The 17776-nt window shown below is 49.0% G+C and carries 18 protein-coding genes and 2 other annotated features; of the genes, 13 read left to right on the forward strand and 5 right to left on the reverse strand.

Annotation, left to right across the window (positions count from 1 at the left end):
* Window positions 1-3: 3 nt before the first annotated feature.
* The 4 genes from ACUTVW_RS01555 to ku form a co-directional block, all read right to left on the reverse strand.
* Window positions 4-960 carry an ATP-dependent DNA ligase gene (locus ACUTVW_RS01555; RefSeq protein WP_445644164.1) on the reverse strand — a complete coding sequence of 319 codons (957 nt, stop codon included), beginning with the start codon at window positions 958-960 and terminating at the stop codon, window positions 4-6.
* A 62-nt stretch (window positions 961-1022) separates the two neighbouring features.
* A complete protein-coding gene (locus ACUTVW_RS01560; protein WP_445644165.1) occupies window positions 1023-2120 on the reverse strand; it encodes a GerAB/ArcD/ProY family transporter in 1098 nt (365 codons plus the stop codon).
* A gap of 234 nt (window positions 2121-2354) precedes the next feature.
* Window positions 2355-3224, reverse strand: a complete 870-nt coding sequence (locus tag ACUTVW_RS01565) for a VOC family protein (protein WP_445644166.1) — start codon at window positions 3222-3224, stop codon at window positions 2355-2357.
* A gap of 487 nt (window positions 3225-3711) precedes the next feature.
* Window positions 3712-4623, reverse strand: a complete 912-nt coding sequence (ku, locus tag ACUTVW_RS01570) for a non-homologous end joining protein Ku (protein WP_445644167.1) — start codon at window positions 4621-4623, stop codon at window positions 3712-3714.
* A 154-nt stretch (window positions 4624-4777) separates the two neighbouring features.
* Between ku and ACUTVW_RS01575 the strand changes: the two genes are divergently transcribed.
* The 7 genes from ACUTVW_RS01575 to ACUTVW_RS01605 all read left to right on the forward strand — a co-directional run bounded on the left by ACUTVW_RS01575 (window position 4778) and on the right by ACUTVW_RS01605 (window position 11277).
* Entirely contained in the window at window positions 4778-5077 is a 300-nt protein-coding gene (locus tag ACUTVW_RS01575) for a hypothetical protein (protein WP_445644168.1), read from the forward strand.
* A 4-nt stretch (window positions 5078-5081) separates the two neighbouring features.
* Window positions 5082-5258, forward strand: a complete 177-nt coding sequence (locus ACUTVW_RS01580; RefSeq protein ID WP_434753071.1) for an H-type small acid-soluble spore protein — start codon at window positions 5082-5084, stop codon at window positions 5256-5258.
* Between the two features lie 320 nt (window positions 5259-5578).
* Window positions 5579-6064, forward strand: a complete 486-nt coding sequence (gene tsaE / locus ACUTVW_RS01585; RefSeq protein WP_445644169.1) for a tRNA (adenosine(37)-N6)-threonylcarbamoyltransferase complex ATPase subunit type 1 TsaE — start codon at window positions 5579-5581, stop codon at window positions 6062-6064.
* An 8-nt stretch (window positions 6065-6072) separates the two neighbouring features.
* Complete coding sequence (gene tsaB / locus ACUTVW_RS01590) at window positions 6073-6963, forward strand: tRNA (adenosine(37)-N6)-threonylcarbamoyltransferase complex dimerization subunit type 1 TsaB (RefSeq protein ID WP_445644170.1); 891 nt, start codon at window positions 6073-6075, stop codon at window positions 6961-6963.
* A gap of 17 nt (window positions 6964-6980) precedes the next feature.
* Complete coding sequence (rimI, locus tag ACUTVW_RS01595) at window positions 6981-7502, forward strand: ribosomal protein S18-alanine N-acetyltransferase (RefSeq protein WP_445644171.1); 522 nt, start codon at window positions 6981-6983, stop codon at window positions 7500-7502.
* Entirely contained in the window at window positions 7499-8557 is a 1059-nt protein-coding gene (gene tsaD / locus ACUTVW_RS01600) for a tRNA (adenosine(37)-N6)-threonylcarbamoyltransferase complex transferase subunit TsaD (RefSeq protein ID WP_445644172.1), read from the forward strand. The genes rimI and tsaD overlap by 4 nt, the downstream gene beginning before the upstream one ends.
* A 130-nt stretch (window positions 8558-8687) precedes the next feature.
* Window positions 8688-9044, forward strand: a binding site (T-box leader).
* 60 nt (window positions 9045-9104) lie between these two features.
* Window positions 9105-9444 (forward strand) — a binding site (T-box leader).
* Window positions 9445-9720: 276 nt separating this feature from the next.
* The gene (locus tag ACUTVW_RS01605; protein WP_445644173.1) at window positions 9721-11277 is read left to right on the forward strand and encodes a 2-isopropylmalate synthase; all 1557 of its coding nucleotides are present in this window, start codon (window positions 9721-9723) and stop codon (window positions 11275-11277) included.
* Window positions 11278-11772: 495 nt separating this feature from the next.
* On the opposite strand, the gene ACUTVW_RS01610 is transcribed toward ACUTVW_RS01605, so the two are convergent.
* Window positions 11773-13716: an ABC-F family ATP-binding cassette domain-containing protein gene (locus ACUTVW_RS01610; protein ID WP_445644174.1), complete on the reverse strand. Its 1944-nt coding sequence runs from the start codon at window positions 13714-13716 to the stop codon at window positions 11773-11775.
* Between the two features lie 275 nt (window positions 13717-13991).
* Here ACUTVW_RS01610 and ACUTVW_RS01615 point away from each other — a divergent pair, with 275 nt between their 5' ends.
* The 6 genes from ACUTVW_RS01615 to groES all read left to right on the forward strand — a co-directional run bounded on the left by ACUTVW_RS01615 (window position 13992) and on the right by groES (window position 17705).
* Window positions 13992-14630: a 5-formyltetrahydrofolate cyclo-ligase gene (locus tag ACUTVW_RS01615; protein ID WP_445644175.1), complete on the forward strand. Its 639-nt coding sequence runs from the start codon at window positions 13992-13994 to the stop codon at window positions 14628-14630.
* A gap of 15 nt (window positions 14631-14645) precedes the next feature.
* Complete coding sequence (gene moaC, locus ACUTVW_RS01620; RefSeq protein ID WP_445644176.1) at window positions 14646-15149, forward strand: cyclic pyranopterin monophosphate synthase MoaC; 504 nt, start codon at window positions 14646-14648, stop codon at window positions 15147-15149.
* 37 nt (window positions 15150-15186) lie between these two features.
* A complete protein-coding gene (locus tag ACUTVW_RS01625; RefSeq protein ID WP_215078340.1) occupies window positions 15187-15672 on the forward strand; it encodes a MogA/MoaB family molybdenum cofactor biosynthesis protein in 486 nt (161 codons plus the stop codon).
* 150 nt (window positions 15673-15822) lie between these two features.
* Window positions 15823-16071 (forward strand): twin-arginine translocase TatA/TatE family subunit, encoded by a 249-nt coding sequence (tatA, locus tag ACUTVW_RS01630; protein WP_445644177.1) that lies wholly within the window; start codon window positions 15823-15825, stop codon window positions 16069-16071.
* Between the two features lie 77 nt (window positions 16072-16148).
* Window positions 16149-16919 (forward strand): twin-arginine translocase subunit TatC, encoded by a 771-nt coding sequence (tatC, locus tag ACUTVW_RS01635; protein WP_445644178.1) that lies wholly within the window; start codon window positions 16149-16151, stop codon window positions 16917-16919.
* A 504-nt stretch (window positions 16920-17423) separates the two neighbouring features.
* On the forward strand, window positions 17424-17705 hold the full coding sequence (gene groES, locus ACUTVW_RS01640) for a co-chaperone GroES (RefSeq protein WP_445644179.1): 282 nt from the start codon (window positions 17424-17426) through the stop codon (window positions 17703-17705).
* Window positions 17706-17776 lie beyond the last annotated feature (71 nt).

Raw genomic sequence — 17776 nt, forward strand, 5'->3', positions numbered from 1 at the left:
TTTTTAATCTTCCTGTTGGAGTTGGTTTGCAAGACAGTCTTCCGGGGTCACGTCTGCGAAAGTCTGAATGCTGGGATGCCGTAGCGTACGATGATGTGTCAGTTCCATATACTGCACTTTAAGTCCAATCTCAGGCTTGACCCAAGTTGTCTCGGCGCTGCGTTCAGGAATGTTGTGGAAGGGTCTCTCCTTGATAAGGAGTGGCTGCACCTGTGAAGTGAGTTCTCGCCAGCGGTTAATGTTCAACTTACCTGTTCCAACATGACCGATATAGATAAAACGAGGCCCGTCATACACGCCGATTGCAACGGCATTCACAATTCCATCGCGATATGTGACACCCCCGATCATGGCATACAGGTCATGCATGATTTTGACCTTTTGCCACCGGGAGTCTTTTCCTCCGATCCCGTAGGTGCTGGAGAGATCCTTGCAGACGATGCCTTCCATCTGGTGTTGTCTCATGACGGTAAGGAGGGCGGCTGCATCTGTGGAGTTGGTAACCTCCTGTACATGATGGCCGGTATGGAGCACCTTATGCAATAGCTGCTGGCGAGCCTCAAGTGTCTGATCGGTGATCCACTTTCCATCATAAAAGAGGATGTCAAAAACCATATAAGTTATCGGGTTCTGATGTGTGGCCTGAGCGATGTTATCCGGCTTGCTCATCCGATCCCGGCGAAGCACATGATAAAAGGAAGGTCGTCCTGTGTCTGGATTCAGCGCGATAATCTCGCCGTCCAAAATATAAGAGGCACCAGCACATAGGTTGCGAGGTTGGGCCAGTTCGGGATACTGGGCTGTTCGGTCATGTAACCTGCGATTAATCAATCGCAGCTCCTGTCCGTTCTCATAAGCGAGCATGCGCACACCATCCCACTTGATCTGTGCAATCCATTGCGAGCCTGCAGGCAGGGTGTCTCGGGATACGGGTTCAAACGGTAAGACGGGTTTGAACATTTCATGCTCCTTTCCATCAGCCAGTCCTCCATATCAGAGTTACGTAAAAAAGGCTGAGAAGGTTAATGTTTTTGCAACCTACGTTTCAAATGATGAATCAGGATCAGCAGCAGCGGGAGAAAAATGCCACAGGTTAAATCCCAGTCAATCCAGTATGGAATGATCACTTTCAGATAGAAGGTTTCATTCGGAGCGATCAGGATGGAGCAGACTAAAATGAGAAGTGAGGCTGGTAAGAATAGATTCCGATAGTTGGACAAACGAAACAGATGAGCCAGCCCAAGCACAAAGCTGTAGAAGAAGAGCACACTTTTGAAAAATACAGCGATAACCCAGACGGAAGCCATAATTGCTTCAATTCGTTGCAAAAATTTTCCGATGTTAATCAAGCGTGACAGATTAAACGAGGTAAACCAGTAATGCTGTGTCATGAATGGTCCCAAAATAAGCAGACACATACTTATGGTTAGCGTTAACATTAATCCGCCGATCATACCCATAAGCAAAAAATCTCTTTTCAGATGAGGACGCTGCTCTGTGTACGGCAATAACATCATGAAAATACATAATTCACAGTACGGGTATGTAAGTACAGCGATAAAGCCTTTGAAAGGATCAAGGAATCCCCTACCAAGAATGGGTTTTATATTGTCAAGATCCGCTTTGGGGAGTAGACATAGCGTGAGAATAATCAAGAACAGGATAACGATAGGCAACAAGATTTCAGCAGTTCTTCCGATGTTAGGGAGCCCTGACCGCAATCCCCAAGCCAGAGCACAGACGAATGTAAGGTGCAGCACCCATAATGGCGAATTTCTGAGAATGTTCGTCGTCATAAAGTCTCCCATTTCACGGATAAACGTCGATGCACCAATCAGAAAATAAAAAATATAGAATGCGCTGACCACAGCGCCCACCCAAGGCCCCAGCACCCGGAGTGCATGTTCAATTAAATTCAGACGCGGATCCAAGCGATATACAGCAAACATGATCAGAAGTACACCCATTCCGCCTCCTACGCCAATTAAGGAAGAGATCCAGGCATCTTGCTGAGCATAAGATGTGATCATGGTTGGGAAAAAGAGGATCTGCTCACCGATTGTGCAAAGGAACATCAGCGAAGCAAGCTGCCTGACGGTCAAACGTCCCTTTTCAATCATTCAATAAATCTCCTTCGTCTGACAATGTTTAAGTCTGGGTTAGGATGTACCAATATTTACGGTTTTATCAGAGGTATAAAAAAAGCCCGACCTTTTACCTCCTGAGGAAGCTTTGGAGGAACAAGGTCGGGCTTTTATGCAGTAACCAGTTTGGTCAAGAGAAGGAATTCAGAGTAAAGTCGGCAGAGTGAGTGGACGGTAACAGCTTGCGTCTAAAATAACACGAATTGCACTTTAGGCCTCTGCGATCAGCCGAATACGGATGTTTTGCGGGTCTGCCGCATACCATGCTTCGCCATCCGGAGTTACTTCAACGCCCGATTGACGTAAACGTTCAACGGCTTGTTCAACTTCTTCCGGCTGGGCATACACAATCGTAAAATAATCGATGCCTGTAGCATTGGCAGGGTTAATCGGTGCGTCGACACCAGCCCAGATGTTCAGTCCAAGATGATGGTGGTAACCGCCGGCAGAGACAAACAGTGCAGACATGTTGGCAAAGTTGCCCACGATATCAAATCCGAGAATACCGGAGTAGAAGCTACGGGCTTCCTCCAGACTGCGAACGTGAAAGTGAACATGTCCAATAACGGTGCCGCCAGGCAGACCGCTCCAAGTTTCATTCGCCGACAGATCAAACAAGCTCTGCACATCCACTGGATCGCTTGCCATAACGTAATTATTGTCAACATCCCGTTTCCAAGTTTCACGAGGGCGGTCAGCGTAGATTTCAATTCCGTTGAGGTCGGGGTCAGAGATATAAAAGGCTTCACTCACCAGGTGATCTCCTTGACCAATTTCGATTCCGGATGCGACAAGATTACGAACGGCAAGTCCTAGTGACTTACGGTCAGGCAAGAGGATTGCAAAATGGTACAAACCCGCATGGGATCGCTCAGGCAAAGTAATGCTGTCCTTGACTTCTTCAAGGCGAAGAAGGACGTTCTTTCCGTCGGCTGTCATTGTGGCGATATGATCTTGGCGTATCATCAGTTTGAGCCCAACAACGTCCGTATAGAACTGAATGGATCGATCCAGATTGCTGATTCTAAGACTAACTTCACCCAGATGGGTAGTGGCTGGAATGTGATAAGCAGTATTCATGGTTATTTCCTCCTTAAAATAGATGCCTGATGTTCAACAAATGATGATGGATGATATATCGTGCCAATATCAATATGATCTGCGTACTAGGTATCGGGAATCGATGAAGAAGATGTGAGCAACTTTAAGATGCTGAAAAATGGAAGGTGTTACTTTATAAATATAAATAAGTTACTTTTCATAAGTTAATATAAAATATTTACTTATTATAGTCAATCATTTTAACCAAAACATTTATGCGGTCGATAGTGCCAAAGTAGACGCAAGTAATCTGGGGATGCGTGAAGTGATGAGAAGAGTTGAAGTGATGGGAAGAGGATGTTGATATATATAATAAAATGATTCTGCCGCTACTAACGAACCGTATAGAAGTCTTTGGGCAATACGACCAATAAACGGTTCGTTAGACAGAAGCAGAAAACCAAACCATGCGAGAAAAACAGAGTCAACAGAAATGCAGGCTGCCTATTTCACCAGCACCCGTAGATTACGCTTTTGGTTTGGCTGGGGCTTTTTTACGTTTCGTTGTAGCGGGTGTATCGGTTTCTCCTCCGGCAGCTGCCTGCACGGTTGTTTTTCGTGGAGCGCGTTTCTTGGGTTTGGCTGTTGTTGTTCCAGGGTCCACAGGAATTGGCTTCACTGCTTCGATACTTGCTTGAAGGGCGGCCATAAGATCCATCACATTGGCTTCAGGTTTGGCTGGAGCGATTTTGATTTCTTCGCCCGCAACCTTGTGTTGAATGAGATCAAGCAGTTTTGCCCGATAATCATCTGTATATTTGCCGGGTTCAAACGGAGTGGATAGTTGGTCGATCAACAGTTTGGCCATCGTAAGTTCCTTTTCGTTCACGTTTTGCATCTCGGGAAGGTTGGGAACTTGAGATACGGGCCGAATCTCATCCGGGTAAAAAATAGTCTCCATCGACAAGCAATCCTCTAGCACCCGGATGGCAGCGAGACTGCTCTTGGATCGAATCGAGATTTTGGCAATACCGATTTTCCCTGTATCCCGCATAGCGTTCATGAGCAATTGGTAGGCATTCCCGCCAGCTTGGTCGGGAGAGAGGTAATAGGTTTTTTGAAAATAGATCGGGTCAATCTCAGTCAAATCGACAAAATCCAGAATGGTAATGGTTTTGTTGGCAGATTCGTTTAAGGCCTCAAGTTCTTCTTTTTCAAACAGGACAAATTTTCCCTTTTCATACTCGTACCCTTTAGTGATCTCTTCCCATTTGACTTCAATCTCACAGGAAGGGCACTGGCGTACATAAGCAAGCGGACTACCGCAGACGTTGTGAATATAACGCATGGAGATATCCTTGTCCTCGGTGGCCGAGAACATTTTGACGGGCACATGCACCAGACCAAAGCTGATTGCACCTTTCCAGACCGTATGCATAAAGGCAGCTCCTTTCGAATCCTTTTTCATAATAGTATGGGCAGCAGTTGACACGTATAGTCGCGAACCCGTGGATGCCGAGGCTGTGTCCGATAATCAGTATGGTTCCGCAAGAGTCGGGGATGATAACAGAAACACGATGGGGAGGTGCCAGATGAAGAACAGGCGGGATAAGGAAGAGGCGCACAGACATACGTTCACACCTTATCCTCTGGAGGATGCTGAGAGTGCAGAAGAGTTTTATACGCCAGCAACGGATGTGAACTGGGAGGCCGTGACTTCGGAGAAGCTGCCGCTGGATCGGGAATCCTTTATGCTCGATATTGATCGTATGGTGAATGAAGGGTTAGGTGGCGGTCAGGTTACGGAGGATAACGGTTATATTGGTGACAGTACGACAGATACGATCGTTGAGGAAAAGCATAACGAAGATCCGGAAGGAGACTACGAATAATATGATGGATGCAAAGCGGGCAAAAGCGATCTATGATGCCAAAGATACCATTGCTGTTACACTTGAAGGGGAGCCTGTCTGGATAGAAAATGTAGATGAGGCTAACGGTATGGCAACTGTACAGGTGGGCAGCAGACCAGGGAACACGCAAACGGTGCGTGTGGATCGCTTGGAGGAGTAGCGGGGACGGGCGCGAACGAAGAAAGAAGATTATGATGTAAAAAATTTGTCGTGGACCAGACAAGTAAAGTATCAGGGAACGATAAGTGGCGAGATGTTGGAAAAGATTAGAGATGCCATTTTGGGAATCAATGAAAAGGATCGGTACCGGAAGGTACCGGTTTTTTTGTGTAATGATTCTTTTCGCGATCACTCAAGGGATATGGTTATGAAGCCTAGCCTTTCCAGCATGTTCCTTCAATGTTGCGGGCGAGGAAAGGGACCGATATAATAAGGTTCAAAGTGAACTCAGGCGAGAAACCGTCAAAGGTGGGGCGTATATTGAATCAGACGCATGAGCAGTGGGTGTATCAGTCCCATAGCATTGAAGATACAGAACGGCTTGCATCCGCACTTGCGGCGCAGGCACAGGCCGGAATGGTGATTGCACTGGATGGCGATTTGGGCGCGGGCAAAACGGCTTTTTCACAGAAGTTCGCCTGGCATCTGGGCGTGAGGGATGTTGTGAGCAGCCCGACTTTTACACTGATCAAGGAATACGAGGCGCGATTGCCCCTGTATCACATGGATGTGTACCGCATTTCGCTGGAAGAAGCGGACGAGTTGGGACTTGAAGAGTATTTTTACGGTACGGGAGTCAGTCTGGTTGAGTGGGCTAGCATCATTCCCGAGTTGCTGCCGGAGGAGCATCTTCATGTGCAGATGGAGTCGACAGGCCTTGAAGATCGAACGATAACGCTGGATGGGTATGGTGAGGTATATGCCACAATATGCCGACAGTTCAGACAGAATGGAGTTACAGGATGATACAAGGTTTGAGAGATGATGATAAGATCGCAGGGTTGAGGAATGAGGGTCAGATCGAAGATTTGGGAAGTAAGCCGCGTCAGCGGTTTTTGGTGTTGGATACATCCACTGCGGTGATGGCCGCCGCAGTGATGGAGGAACGTTCGCTGCTGGAAGAGCGCAACGAGCGTGCCGAGCGCAATCACTCGGTGCACGTTGTGCCTGTGATGGAGCAGCTGCTTGCTGCCAGCAGCACAGAGCCAGGCCAGCTCGACGGGATTGCCGTCGGCATTGGCCCAGGCTCGTACACGGGCATCCGCATTGCGGTGACCGCGGCGAAGACGCTGGCCTGGGCATGGGACATCCCCGTTGCCGGGGTGTCCAGCCTTCAGGCCCTCGCCTGGGGCGGCTGGCACAGCGGCCTCGCCGCCAAGGCGCAAGCTGCGGCAGATGATGCCGCAGCCGGGGCTGGCGGAACGCCATCCGCGGACCAGGGCGGCACGAGTGCCGCCCCTGTCCACTGGATCGTTCCGCTCGTGGACGCGCGGCGCGGTCAAGCCTATACCGCGCTGTTCGCCTCCGCCGGCAGCGATACGCCACGCCGGCTGGCGCCCGATGCCATCCGCCAAATGGACGGATGGCTGGAAGAGCTCGCCGCCCGCTTGGCGGAGGCGGCGCCGGAAGAGCGGCCCGCTGCCGTCTGGATCGTCGGCGAGACGGGCCAGCATGCGGCGGCGGCAGAACTTCGCTGCCCCGCAGGAACGGCGCTCCAGCTCGTTCCGTATGAGCTGGAAGGCCGCTGGATTGGGCGCCTCGGCGCTGAAGCGCTGCTTGCAGGTCAGCGCGACGACGTACATGCGCTGGTGCCGAACTACACCCAGCTGTCCGAAGCGGAAGCGAACCTGCTGCGCAAAGGCTGAAGGGAGAGGGAGAGCGGATGAATAACGTAGGGAACGAAGGACAGGAAACCGTGTTTCAGTTCAGACTCATGACGGTGGCAGATATTCCTGACGTGATGGAGATTGAACATGAGGCATTTACCCTCCCTTGGACGGAAGAGGCATTTCATAATGAATTGAAGCATAATCATTTTGCTAAATATATGGTCATGGAGCTGGACGGTACGGCTGTTGGGTATGCGGGGATGTGGACGATTATGGATGAAGCGCATATTACCAATATCGCCGTGAGAAAAGCATACCAGGGTCGCAAGCTGGGTGAGAGATTGCTGGACGAGTTAATGAAAACGGCAGCTTATCTCGGCATGGAGCGTATGACGCTGGAGGTCAGGGTGTCGAATAGTATAGCTCAGAATTTGTATCAGAAAAAAGGGTTTGAATCGGCAGGTCTGCGCAAAGGATACTACTCCGATAACGGAGAGGATGCAATGATTATGTGGGCGGTACTTCCGCCTGCAAGCCGGAGCGGCGAAGAGGAAGGAAGCGTAATGGATTCATGAACGATCTTATAGATAATCAGGGCAGAATTCCATCCTATATTCTGGCGGTAGAGACAAGCTGTGACGAAACATCGGTAGCCGTTGTAAAAGACGGATGTGAAGTGCTGTCCAATCTGATCTCAAGTCAGATCGAGACACATAAAGCGTTTGGCGGCGTTGTGCCGGAGGTGGCTTCGCGTAAGCACGTTGAAGTTATCACGCTGATGCTTGAACAGGCTATTGAGCAGTCAGGCATTCGTCCGCGTGATTTGAGCGCAATTGCCGTCACGCAGGGGCCTGGACTTGTCGGCGCGCTACTGGTGGGTATCGTCGCAGCCAAGACGCTGGCGATGGCACTGGGCAAACCGCTGATCGGCACCCATCATATTGCCGGTCATATTTATGCGAATCGTCTTGTGCGTGAACTGCAATATCCGGCGATGGCTCTTGTGGTATCGGGCGGACATACAGAGCTTGTACATCTGGAGTCTGAGGGCAAGTTCAAGCTGATTGGCCGCACACGGGACGATGCTGTCGGTGAAGCATATGATAAAGTAGCTCGTGCGCTCGGATGTCCTTATCCAGGAGGGCCGCATGTAGACCGGATGGCATTCGAAGCGGAGGATGTTGTTCCATTGCCACGGGTATGGCTTGAAGCAGGATCGTATGACTTCAGTCTAAGTGGATTGAAATCGGCTGTGCTCAACGTACTGAATCAGGCCAAGATGCGCGGCGAAACATTGGAGCCGTCTGCAGTAGCACGCGGTTTTCAAGAAGCTGTCGTTGAAGTGCTGGTGGAAAAAGCGGTACGTGCTGTTCGTGAATATGGTTCACGTCAGTTGCTCCTGTGCGGCGGGGTTGCGGCCAATCGCGGCTTGCGGACGGCTCTGCAGGAACGGTGCGAGAAGGAAGGTCTGGAGCTGATTATTCCGCCAATGGAGTACTGCACGGATAATGCAGCCATGATCGGTGCGGCAGCACATCTCAAATGGATCCGCGGCGAGGGTACTGATTTTGACGCGAAAGCTGATCCTGGACTTTCTCTGGAAGCGTGGTCGGTTCAGACCGAAGTCTAGACTGTCTGGGATTGAACCAGAGCGAAGTTGTGCTGGGAAGAAATTGTTCATTTTTGAAGTGAATGGTTGACAGTGGATGGTGAAGAATGTATATTAGTTACAAATTACACAGGAGTTATCTCCTGAACTGAAAAACGCGATGAACAGGAACAGTAAGGTCTTTCCCGGTCATAAGAGAGCTGCGGGATGGTGCAACGCAGCCGAAGGACACCTGAAACTCACCTGGAAGCGGAACGATGGAACACGGCTGTTTAAGATCCAAGCCGAAGGCTGAAGCTGGCCAAAAGTATATCGTTACGGGTTGCCTCCGTGAAAGGGTCGTTGTTATCGATTCATGTCAGATTAGAACGGGGTATCACATGGATGTTACCTGGGTCTAACTGAAAGATCGATGAACAATACTGAGGGGACTTTCAAGCTGTTGTTTAGACAGGATGAGAGTCAACAAGAGTGGTACCGCGAAGGTGAACAGCCTGTCGTCTCTTGCATTATGCAGGAGAAGGCAGGCTTTTTTGATTTCAATTTTGGAGTAATATTTACATATCAAACAAATGTAATGAACGGGAGCAGTAGAACGACAATGGCGCTCAGAGAGCTGTGGGTTGGTGCGACGCAGTGGCTGGAAACGTTTGAATCTCGCCCGGGAACAGAGCTTTGGAAACATGGGATACGGTTAACCGTTGCCTTCGAGGCGGCAGCTCATGTGTACATAGCAACGGCTAACCTCCGTTACAGGGAGTTTCTCTTGAATGCAATGACTGGCTTTACGCAGACTGCTGCGTAGTTCAATGCATTTCACGAGAACACGAGGTGGATGGTGTCAGCGTAGGCTGGCCTATCAAGCGAGAGTGGTACCGCGGAGGGGAGAATAACCCGCCGTCTCTTTGATGAGATGGCGGGTTATTTGTATTGCTGCCGGCAGCAGGGTGGGCAAAAGTTACAACCATATGGGATGCACATGGCATTAGTCCGAATCAGAAGCATTTCAGAGTGTAAGTCGACGTACACTTTGAACCAACCATTGAACATAATTTTTCTACAAAACAAACATAGTAGAGCGGAATTGAACTGAGATCGAAAGCCTGTTTTCGCCTGTTTCCACCAATGGCAAGTTTATGATGAACCCGGTAAACGATATCCCAAATTAATGGAGGTTGATGAAAATGACAACAAACCCGAACAAACGAATGATTGAAATTTTTGATACGACCCTGCGAGATGGAGAGCAAGCACCTGGAGCCAGCCTGCATCCCGAGCAAAAAATAGAACTGGCTCACCAGCTGGCAGCGCTTGGCATTGACGTCATTGAGCCTGGATTCCCGATCTCCAGTCCAGGGGAGTTTGCGGCGGTTCAGGCGATTTCAAGACAATTGCAGCAGGTAGAGATCTGCGGGTTTGCACGTGCAGTCAAAATAGACATCGATTCTGCGGTGAAGGCTACCGCAGATGCTGCCCGGCGCCGAATCCACCTGTTTATATCCTCGTCGGATATTCATATTGAGCATCAGTTGCGCCGTCCTCGCAGTGAAGTGGTCGCTACGGCCCGGGAGATGGTTTCCTACGCACGTCAGTTTACGGATACCGTGGAGTTCACCGCGATGGATGCTGCGCGTACCAAGATGGATGATCTGATTGAAATGGTTGAAGTGGCCATTGAGGCAGGGGCGAGCATCATTAATTTGCCCGATACTGTTGGCTACGCGCTGCCGCATGAGTATGGAGAGATGTTCAGACGGGTGCGTGAGGGAGCAAGGGGCGGCGATAAAGTGCGCTATAGTGCGCACTGCCATAACGATCTGGGGCTAGCTGTGGCGAACAGTTTGGCTGCCATTGCCAATGGTGCTTCACAGATTGAAGTGACGATCAATGGAATTGGAGAACGTACCGGCAATTGTGCGTTGGAGGAGCTGATTATGGCTCTGGAGACACGCGGAGACGTGATCGGAGCAACGACCAACATCAAGCTGAACCAGCTGTATGAGACTTCTCGCCAGATTAGCCGGGCCATGCATTTCCCGATTGCCTATAACAAACCCGTTGTTGGGCGCAATGCTTTCCAACATGAGTCGGGTATCCATCAGGACGGTTTGCTGAAGAACCGCAACACGTATGAGATTATGGACCCGGAAGCACTGGGCATTCCGCGCAGTATGATTATTTTGGGCAAACACTCCGGCCGTCATGCTCTGAAGGACCGGGTACGTAAATACGGATTTGAACCGGATGAACAGCAAATGGAGCAATTGTACGAAGTGTTCAAAGTCACTGCGGATCAGCAAAAAGTAGTCAGTGATGACCAATTGCTGCAAATGGTTAGCCAAACGATGAACATCCCGGCACAGGACTACGAGTTGGTTGAACTGCAGGTGACGGCAGGTAGCATGACAGACCGTATGGCGGCTGTCCGTATTCGCACAAGTGCAGGAGAGCATTCGTATTCTGCTGTAGGAAAAGGACCTGTAGATGCAACAATTCAGGCCATTGGGCAGTGTATTTCAGACGATATTACATTTGTAGACATGGAGATGCATGCCTTGAGTGGGGGAGAAGGAGCCAGCGCGGAAGCCGTCATAACCGTAGAGCGTGCCGGACGAGAATTCCGGGGGACGGCAACGCATCATGATATCGTTATGGCTGCGGGCTTGGCGTATGTTGCGGCATGTAATGCAGCCGGGCTCAAGGCTGAAACTGCGGAAAGTGAAGAGGTATCTGTACATTAAGGCGCCTTATCCGAATTTGTCAAGGTGTGACTATGGTTATCCACATATCCAGTATAATTTGTGGGTAACTAAGGTGAAGTCCTGCAACAAGTGTTTTCGAAACAAAGGGTTTATAGGGGATAGAATGCATCCGAGTTACCAACAGCGTTGTGGATAATGTGGATAAAGCGGTGGATAAATATGGTTTTTACATCAAAAGCTTATTCTACCAACGTTTAATTACGTGAGAAGAGGTGTGAAATATAACTCGTTCTTGTGGATAAAAAGTTGGGTTGCTTCGGAAATTTATTTTGCGTAATTCGAGTGTGTTTGACAAATGTGAAAATACGATTTTCTGATCTCTACCGAGCGGAGAGAGTTGGATGTATATCTTATGAGCGAGTCCTGCGTCTAGTGGATCGCAGATTTCCTCTAAACTACAAGAGGCTCCACGTTACCTTCGTAACGCGGAGCCTCTTGTACATTTATTGCTATTTACCGCACACATGACTACATCTATTCCATGGCGAGAGTCTCCCACTCTTCATAAGCGTTTGCAAGCTGTGTTTTGTGCTCCTCCGATGACTGTTGCAATTCCTGCAGCTTCATATAATCCTGATAAACTTCCGGCAAAGCCATCTGTTCTTCCAGCAAGGTAATCTTGGACTCCAGTTCGGCAATCTGCTGCTCCAATGCTTCCTGTCTGCGCTGTCTGTTTCGTTCTTCCCGCTTGGCTTGTTTGTCTGCCTCGAAGGAAGCCGCACCGGATTTCTCGGATGCTGCCGGAGCGGTTGATTTGGAAGCTGCCTGACGAGCCTCGGCAGCCTCGCGTGCAATGTCTTCCAATTCCTGCTTTTTCTCCACGTAATCATCATAGTTGCCCAGATAGTGCTCTGTGCCGCCAGGGTGAAGCTCTACGATTCGTTCTGCCATTTTGTTCAGGAAATACCGGTCATGGGAGATGAAGAGCAGCGTTCCTTCATAATCCATCAGTGCAGCCTCCAGTACTTCTTTGGCGAAGAGGTCGAGATGGTTCGTAGGCTCATCGAGAATGAGCACATTAGCTTCTTTCAGCATGAGCTTGGACAGAGACACACGAGCTTTTTCCCCGCCACTGAGCGCGGATATTTTTTTGAGTACATCGTCACCGCTGAACAAAAAGTTGCCCAGTACGGTTCGAATGCGCGCTTCTTCCATGCCCGGATAGGCACTCCACAGTTCTTCAAGCACCGTATTGGACGGATTCAGTCCCGTCTGCTCCTGGTCATAATAACCAATCTGTACTTTGGTGCCCCACTGAATATCGCCCTGAACAGGACGAAGACTTCCGGTCAGACATTTCAGCATCGTTGATTTTCCGATTCCGTTGGGCCCAATCAGCGCAACCGTCTCACCTCGTCGCAGATCAAAGGAAACATTGCGGAACAGCGGTGAACCTTCATCATACGCAACGGATAGTTGATCTACACGTAACACTTCCTTGCCGGACATGACAGCCGTCTCAAATGAGAAGTGAGCTTTCTTGAGATCACCGAGCGGTTTGTCCAGGCGATCCATTTTCTCCAGCGCTTTGCGGCGACTCTGGGCACGCTTTGTTGTTGAAGCGCGTACGATGTTTTTTTGCACAAAGTCTTCCATCTTGGAGATTTCATCCTGTTGTTTCTCGTACTGCTTCATCTGAATCTCATACTCGGCTGCCTTCAGCTCCATATAACGACTATAATTGCCCGTATATTTCTTGGAGCGATGACGTTCTATTTCAACAATGTTAGTGACGAGTCTGTCCAGGAAGTACCGGTCATGGGATACGACTAACAGTGCACCTGAGTATCCTCTCAGATAATCCTCAAGCCATGTAAGTGTAGCGATGTCCAGATAGTTCGTTGGCTCGTCCAGCATGAGCAGGTCAGGAGCTTGAAGCAGAATACGGGCTAATGCGAGTCTGGTCTTCTGGCCGCCACTGAGTGTACCGATCGGGGTATCTGGTGCAAATTCACCAAAACCCATACCGTGCAGCACGCTGCGAATGCGCGTTTCCATCTCGTAACCACCATGATCTTTGAACCAATCCGAGCGTCTTGCATAGCGCTCCAGCAGGTCAGCATATTGCTTCTCATCTTCCATTAATGCAGGATCGGCAATATCATGCTCCATCTGTCTCAGTTCGGCTTCGGTCTGGGTGAGATGTGCAAAGACATTCATCATTTCTTCCCAGATGCTGCGATTGGACTGCAAGCCGCTGTTCTGCGCGAGGTAACCCAGGGTGGTTTCTTTGGATTTGAAGATCTGTCCGCCGTCATAGGACATCTCGCCAGCTATAATTTTGAGTAAAGTCGATTTACCTGCACCGTTAACGCCAACCAGGCCGATGCGCTCGCGTTCTAATATTTGTAAGTTTACGCCGTCCAGGATGGGATCGACACCAAAACGTTTAATAATTCCGGATACTTGCAGCAACATAAAATTAAGTTCCTCCATAGGTCGAGTTCTGAAATAACACTTACATCCCAGTTTACATGAAAAACAGAGCAAATGCACCGATGGAGAACGGCTCAGGCTTGTAGTCTTTTTGGTCAATCAATGATAAACTGAAAGAAGACATGTTATTACATGCGTTTTTTGCAGAAAATGAATCATTTGAACCTGATCATCTAGATGACATCTTGTCCTAACATAGAAGTACAATGGCATGAATTTCTTTTACCTTCCAGATCAACAGGAGGTTCGTCAGCATTATGCAGGATCATGCGGAACAGAAGAAACAACTTCGATCCCGATTGAGGCAGCGGCGCGATCGGTTGGACGAGCATATGCGCCAGCAAGCGATTACGCGGGTCAATGACGGACTGAAGCGTGAGCTGGATCGCCTGCGGCTGAGCAAAAACAGACACATGCGTGAACCGCTGGTTATTTTCAGTTATCTATCCTATGGGAGTGAGGCGTCCACTGCTTTTCTTTTTGAAGAGGGATGGAAACAGGGGGATGTGTTGCTTGCGCCTAAGGTGCTCGCTGATCCGCCACGTATGGAACTGCGGCGAGTGGAGGGCTATCAGGATATTGAACCAGGCATTTGGGGCATACCTGAACCTAAGGCGTCATGTGAAGTGTTGCAGTCCGATAGCTGGCCGGATCTGGATCTGGTGCTGGTACCCGGACTTGGTTACGACCTCCAGGGAGGGCGCATTGGATATGGCGGCGGTTATTATGACCGGTTCGCAGCGTGTCTTGGGATGCATTGTGCTGAACAAGGCAAAAGACCTCTCATGGCCGCGTTGGTATTACCGGGTCAGCTGGAGCCGAAGATTCCGATGGACCCGCTTGATCTGCGGCTGGATCTGTTGATAACACCCGAAGGTATATTACATATCGAATAAAGGGTTGTGATGTGATTGAACTCAGAAGTAAACCATGGTCAATCTTCCAGTGGGAAGCTGACGCATTTTAACGAGCAGGGACGGGCCCGGATGGTGGATATTTCGGGTAAGGATGTAACAGTGCGCACGGCTGTCGCTGTTACGAAAGTAACCATGAACCCGGAGACACTGGAAGCGATTCGCCAAGGCCGTATCGGTAAAGGTGATGTGCTTGCGGTTGCTCAGATTGCCGGCATTCAGGGGGCAAAGAAAACGTCTGACTGGATTCCGATGTGTCATCCGCTTGCACTAAACGGTGTGGATATTCGTTTTCATGATAACGGAGTGAACGAACTCCACATCGAAGCCACCGTCAAGACCGAAGGCAAGACAGGTGTCGAGATGGAAGCACTCACGGCAGCTTCTGCTGCGGCACTTACAGTCTATGACATGTGTAAAGCCATGCAAAAAGATATGATCATCGGCCCAACGATGTTGCAGTCCAAAAGCGGTGGTAAAAACGGTGATTTCAACCGTTGACGGATATTTATTTTCATAGAGGAGAAGGGTGATCTTTATGGTGTGGAGAACAGCAATCCTGACAGCCAGTGACAAAGGGGCCCGTGGAGAACGTGAGGATACAAGTGCGCAGGTGATACGGGAACTTGTAGAGGAAGAACTGGGTGGTCAGATCGTGGAATATCGGATCGTTCCTGATGAACCGGATGAGATTATTGCGGCTTTAATCGAGATGACCGATTATTTTCACGCGGATCTTGTATTAACAACAGGCGGCACGGAGCTGGCCATTCGGGATATTACTCCTGAAGCGACCAGACGGGTCATTGAACGTGAAGTTCCTGGTATGGCTGAGGCGATGAGGTACAGCGTGATGGGCAAAAATCGCTCGGCGATGTTGTTCCGTGGGGTGTGCGGGATTCGCGGTCGTACGCTGATTGTGAATCTGCCGGGTACACCGAAGGGCGTGCACGAACATCTGGCTGCCATTATGGATCAGCTTCCGGAAGCGCTCTTGATGGTCACGGGTCAATTCAAGCAATAAGGAAAATTAAGCACAGTTATAACATTTTACGGGTTATGTAAGTGGTTACATCTGTGGTATGATGGGCATAAATCCAAATGCAGTTCAGACATCTGATGAACATGACTTCGGTGAGAGTATTTTGAACGCTTGAAACAAGGAGGAAGATCAATGTTAAGTTCGATTGGACCAACAGGATTTATTTTGCTGGCCGTGATTGCATTGCTGTTGTTTGGGCCTAACAAGTTGCCGGAATTGGGACGGGCTGTCGGACGTACGTTCCGTGAGTTCAAGGAAGGCGCGCGTGATATTATTTCGGACGATGATGCTTCCAGCCGCAAAGAGCAGGAAAAAGCGAAACCGGTAGCAGCAGATACAACGGCTGCTGAGAAATCTGTGGATAAACGCTTGCCGGAATAAGGTTCATGGCTATGAGAGAGACCCCTTCCTGCCGGAAGGGTTTTGTATTTTAAAGCTGAATTCCAGGGGAGGCAGGCATGACGCGGCAGAATGAAGAAATGACGCTTACCGAACATCTGAGTGAGCTGCGCAAGCGGCTGATCTATGTATTGAGTATTTTTATTCTGGGACTGATCGCAGGGTTTCTCGTGGCAGATCCGGTCTACCAATATTTGACGAAGGCAGAGACGGCTAAGGGATTTGTATTGCATGCGTTCTCGTTCTGGGACGGTATTGGTATCTATATGAAGATTGCCGGACTCTTTTCCATTATCATTACGTTGCCCTTCACGGTGTATCAGATCTGGAAGTTTGTTAGTCCCGGTCTGCGGCCGCAAGAGCGTAAAGCATCTTTGAAATATGTACCTTACGTATTTCTGCTGTTTCTGGTGGGTGTCGCCTTTTCGTATTATGTTGTTTTTCCAATGGCGCTTGCGTTCACAACCACGATTACGGAGAAAATGGGGCTTGTCGAGACATACGGTATGCAGCAGTACTTCAGTTTCCTGTTTGGCATTGTGCTGCCGGTATCACTGTTGTTTGAGTTGCCACTGCTCATTATGTTCCTGACAGGGCTGCGCATTCTGAATCCGATTCGTCTGCGTAAAATGCGCAAAATTTCTTATTTTGTGCTGATTTTTATTGCCGTGGTTATTACACCACCAGACTTAATATCCGATCTGCTTGTCATGATTCCGCTGTTGGTCTTGTATGAGATCAGTGTGTTTCTATCCGCAATTGTGTATCGCAAGCAGCTCGCAGCGGATCAGGAGATTGAAGCCCGTTACGTTCGGGCCGATGACAACTAGCACGCAGGGTAGAGACGTCGGTAGAAACTTGTTCGCCTTTTCAAGTGAATAAAATGATTTAAGGGTGGAGAGTAATCCACTCGCTGGAAGACCCGGGGAAGACGATTCAAGACGATTCGTGCTGCTCCGGGTCTTTTGGTCCCATTCGAAAGTAGGCTGATCGGACATGCAGGCATATTATGCCGGTCAATGGATACAATGGAGAGTGGGATACGGGTGGAAGTTTGCATCCAAGCCAAAGAATCTCGTAAAATAGAAAGCGTGAATGTAACATTCATCCAGCTGTGCCAGGCGTGATTTGGCTTATTGAATATAAGTGCTCAAGCTGTTTGGATGTAAATTCAACGTAAATTCTCGCAAGAATTCAGCAAAAGGACTTGAAATCATGCTTCAAGTTGAGTATCATAAAGTTGGTTGTTAGCACTAAACACTGTCGAGTGCTAATACATATGGCTGCAACCTACAAATGCAAGGCTATATAATTTCAAAAGGAGGCTATTTTTCATGATCAGACCTTTAGGTGAACGCGTATTGGTAGAACCACTGGAGCAAGAGCAAACGACTTCTTTCGGGATCGTACTTCCTGACTCCGCCAAAGAAAAACCGCAAGAGGGTAGAGTCATTGCAGTTGGTGCGGGCGCAGTGAAAGACGGCGTACATGTAGCTCTGGAAGTGAAAGAAGGAGACCGCGTTATTTTCTCCAAATATGCCGGTACAGAAATCAAATTCGAAGGTAAAGAATATTTGATTATGAAAGAGAGCGATATTCACGCGATTCTCGACTAATTTCAAATTTAATCGGTTAACCGAACCATATAGCAGTATCATTTTACACAATATACTAGGGAGGTTTTCTT

The sequence above is a fragment of the Paenibacillus sp. TSA_86.1 genome (assembly GCF_052691815.1).

Coding starts and splice junctions, on each gene's coding strand:
- ACUTVW_RS01555 (WP_445644164.1), bottom strand. CDS start 960: ATGTTCAAACCCGTCTTACCGTTTGAACCCGTATCCCGAGACACCCTG.
- ACUTVW_RS01560 (WP_445644165.1), bottom strand. CDS start 2,120: ATGATTGAAAAGGGACGTTTGACCGTCAGGCAGCTTGCTTCGCTGATG.
- ACUTVW_RS01565 (WP_445644166.1), bottom strand. CDS start 3,224: ATGAATACTGCTTATCACATTCCAGCCACTACCCATCTGGGTGAAGTT.
- ku (WP_445644167.1), bottom strand. CDS start 4,623: ATGCATACGGTCTGGAAAGGTGCAATCAGCTTTGGTCTGGTGCATGTG.
- ACUTVW_RS01575 (WP_445644168.1), top strand. CDS start 4,778: ATGAAGAACAGGCGGGATAAGGAAGAGGCGCACAGACATACGTTCACA.
- ACUTVW_RS01580 (WP_434753071.1), top strand. CDS start 5,082: ATGGATGCAAAGCGGGCAAAAGCGATCTATGATGCCAAAGATACCATT.
- rimI (WP_445644171.1), top strand. CDS start 6,981: ATGAATAACGTAGGGAACGAAGGACAGGAAACCGTGTTTCAGTTCAGA.
- tsaD (WP_445644172.1), top strand. CDS start 7,499: ATGAACGATCTTATAGATAATCAGGGCAGAATTCCATCCTATATTCTG.
- ACUTVW_RS01605 (WP_445644173.1), top strand. CDS start 9,721: ATGACAACAAACCCGAACAAACGAATGATTGAAATTTTTGATACGACC.
- ACUTVW_RS01610 (WP_445644174.1), bottom strand. CDS start 13,716: ATGTTGCTGCAAGTATCCGGAATTATTAAACGTTTTGGTGTCGATCCC.
- ACUTVW_RS01615 (WP_445644175.1), top strand. CDS start 13,992: ATGCAGGATCATGCGGAACAGAAGAAACAACTTCGATCCCGATTGAGG.
- ACUTVW_RS01625 (WP_215078340.1), top strand. CDS start 15,187: ATGGTGTGGAGAACAGCAATCCTGACAGCCAGTGACAAAGGGGCCCGT.
- tatA (WP_445644177.1), top strand. CDS start 15,823: ATGTTAAGTTCGATTGGACCAACAGGATTTATTTTGCTGGCCGTGATT.
- tatC (WP_445644178.1), top strand. CDS start 16,149: ATGACGCGGCAGAATGAAGAAATGACGCTTACCGAACATCTGAGTGAG.
- groES (WP_445644179.1), top strand. CDS start 17,424: ATGATCAGACCTTTAGGTGAACGCGTATTGGTAGAACCACTGGAGCAA.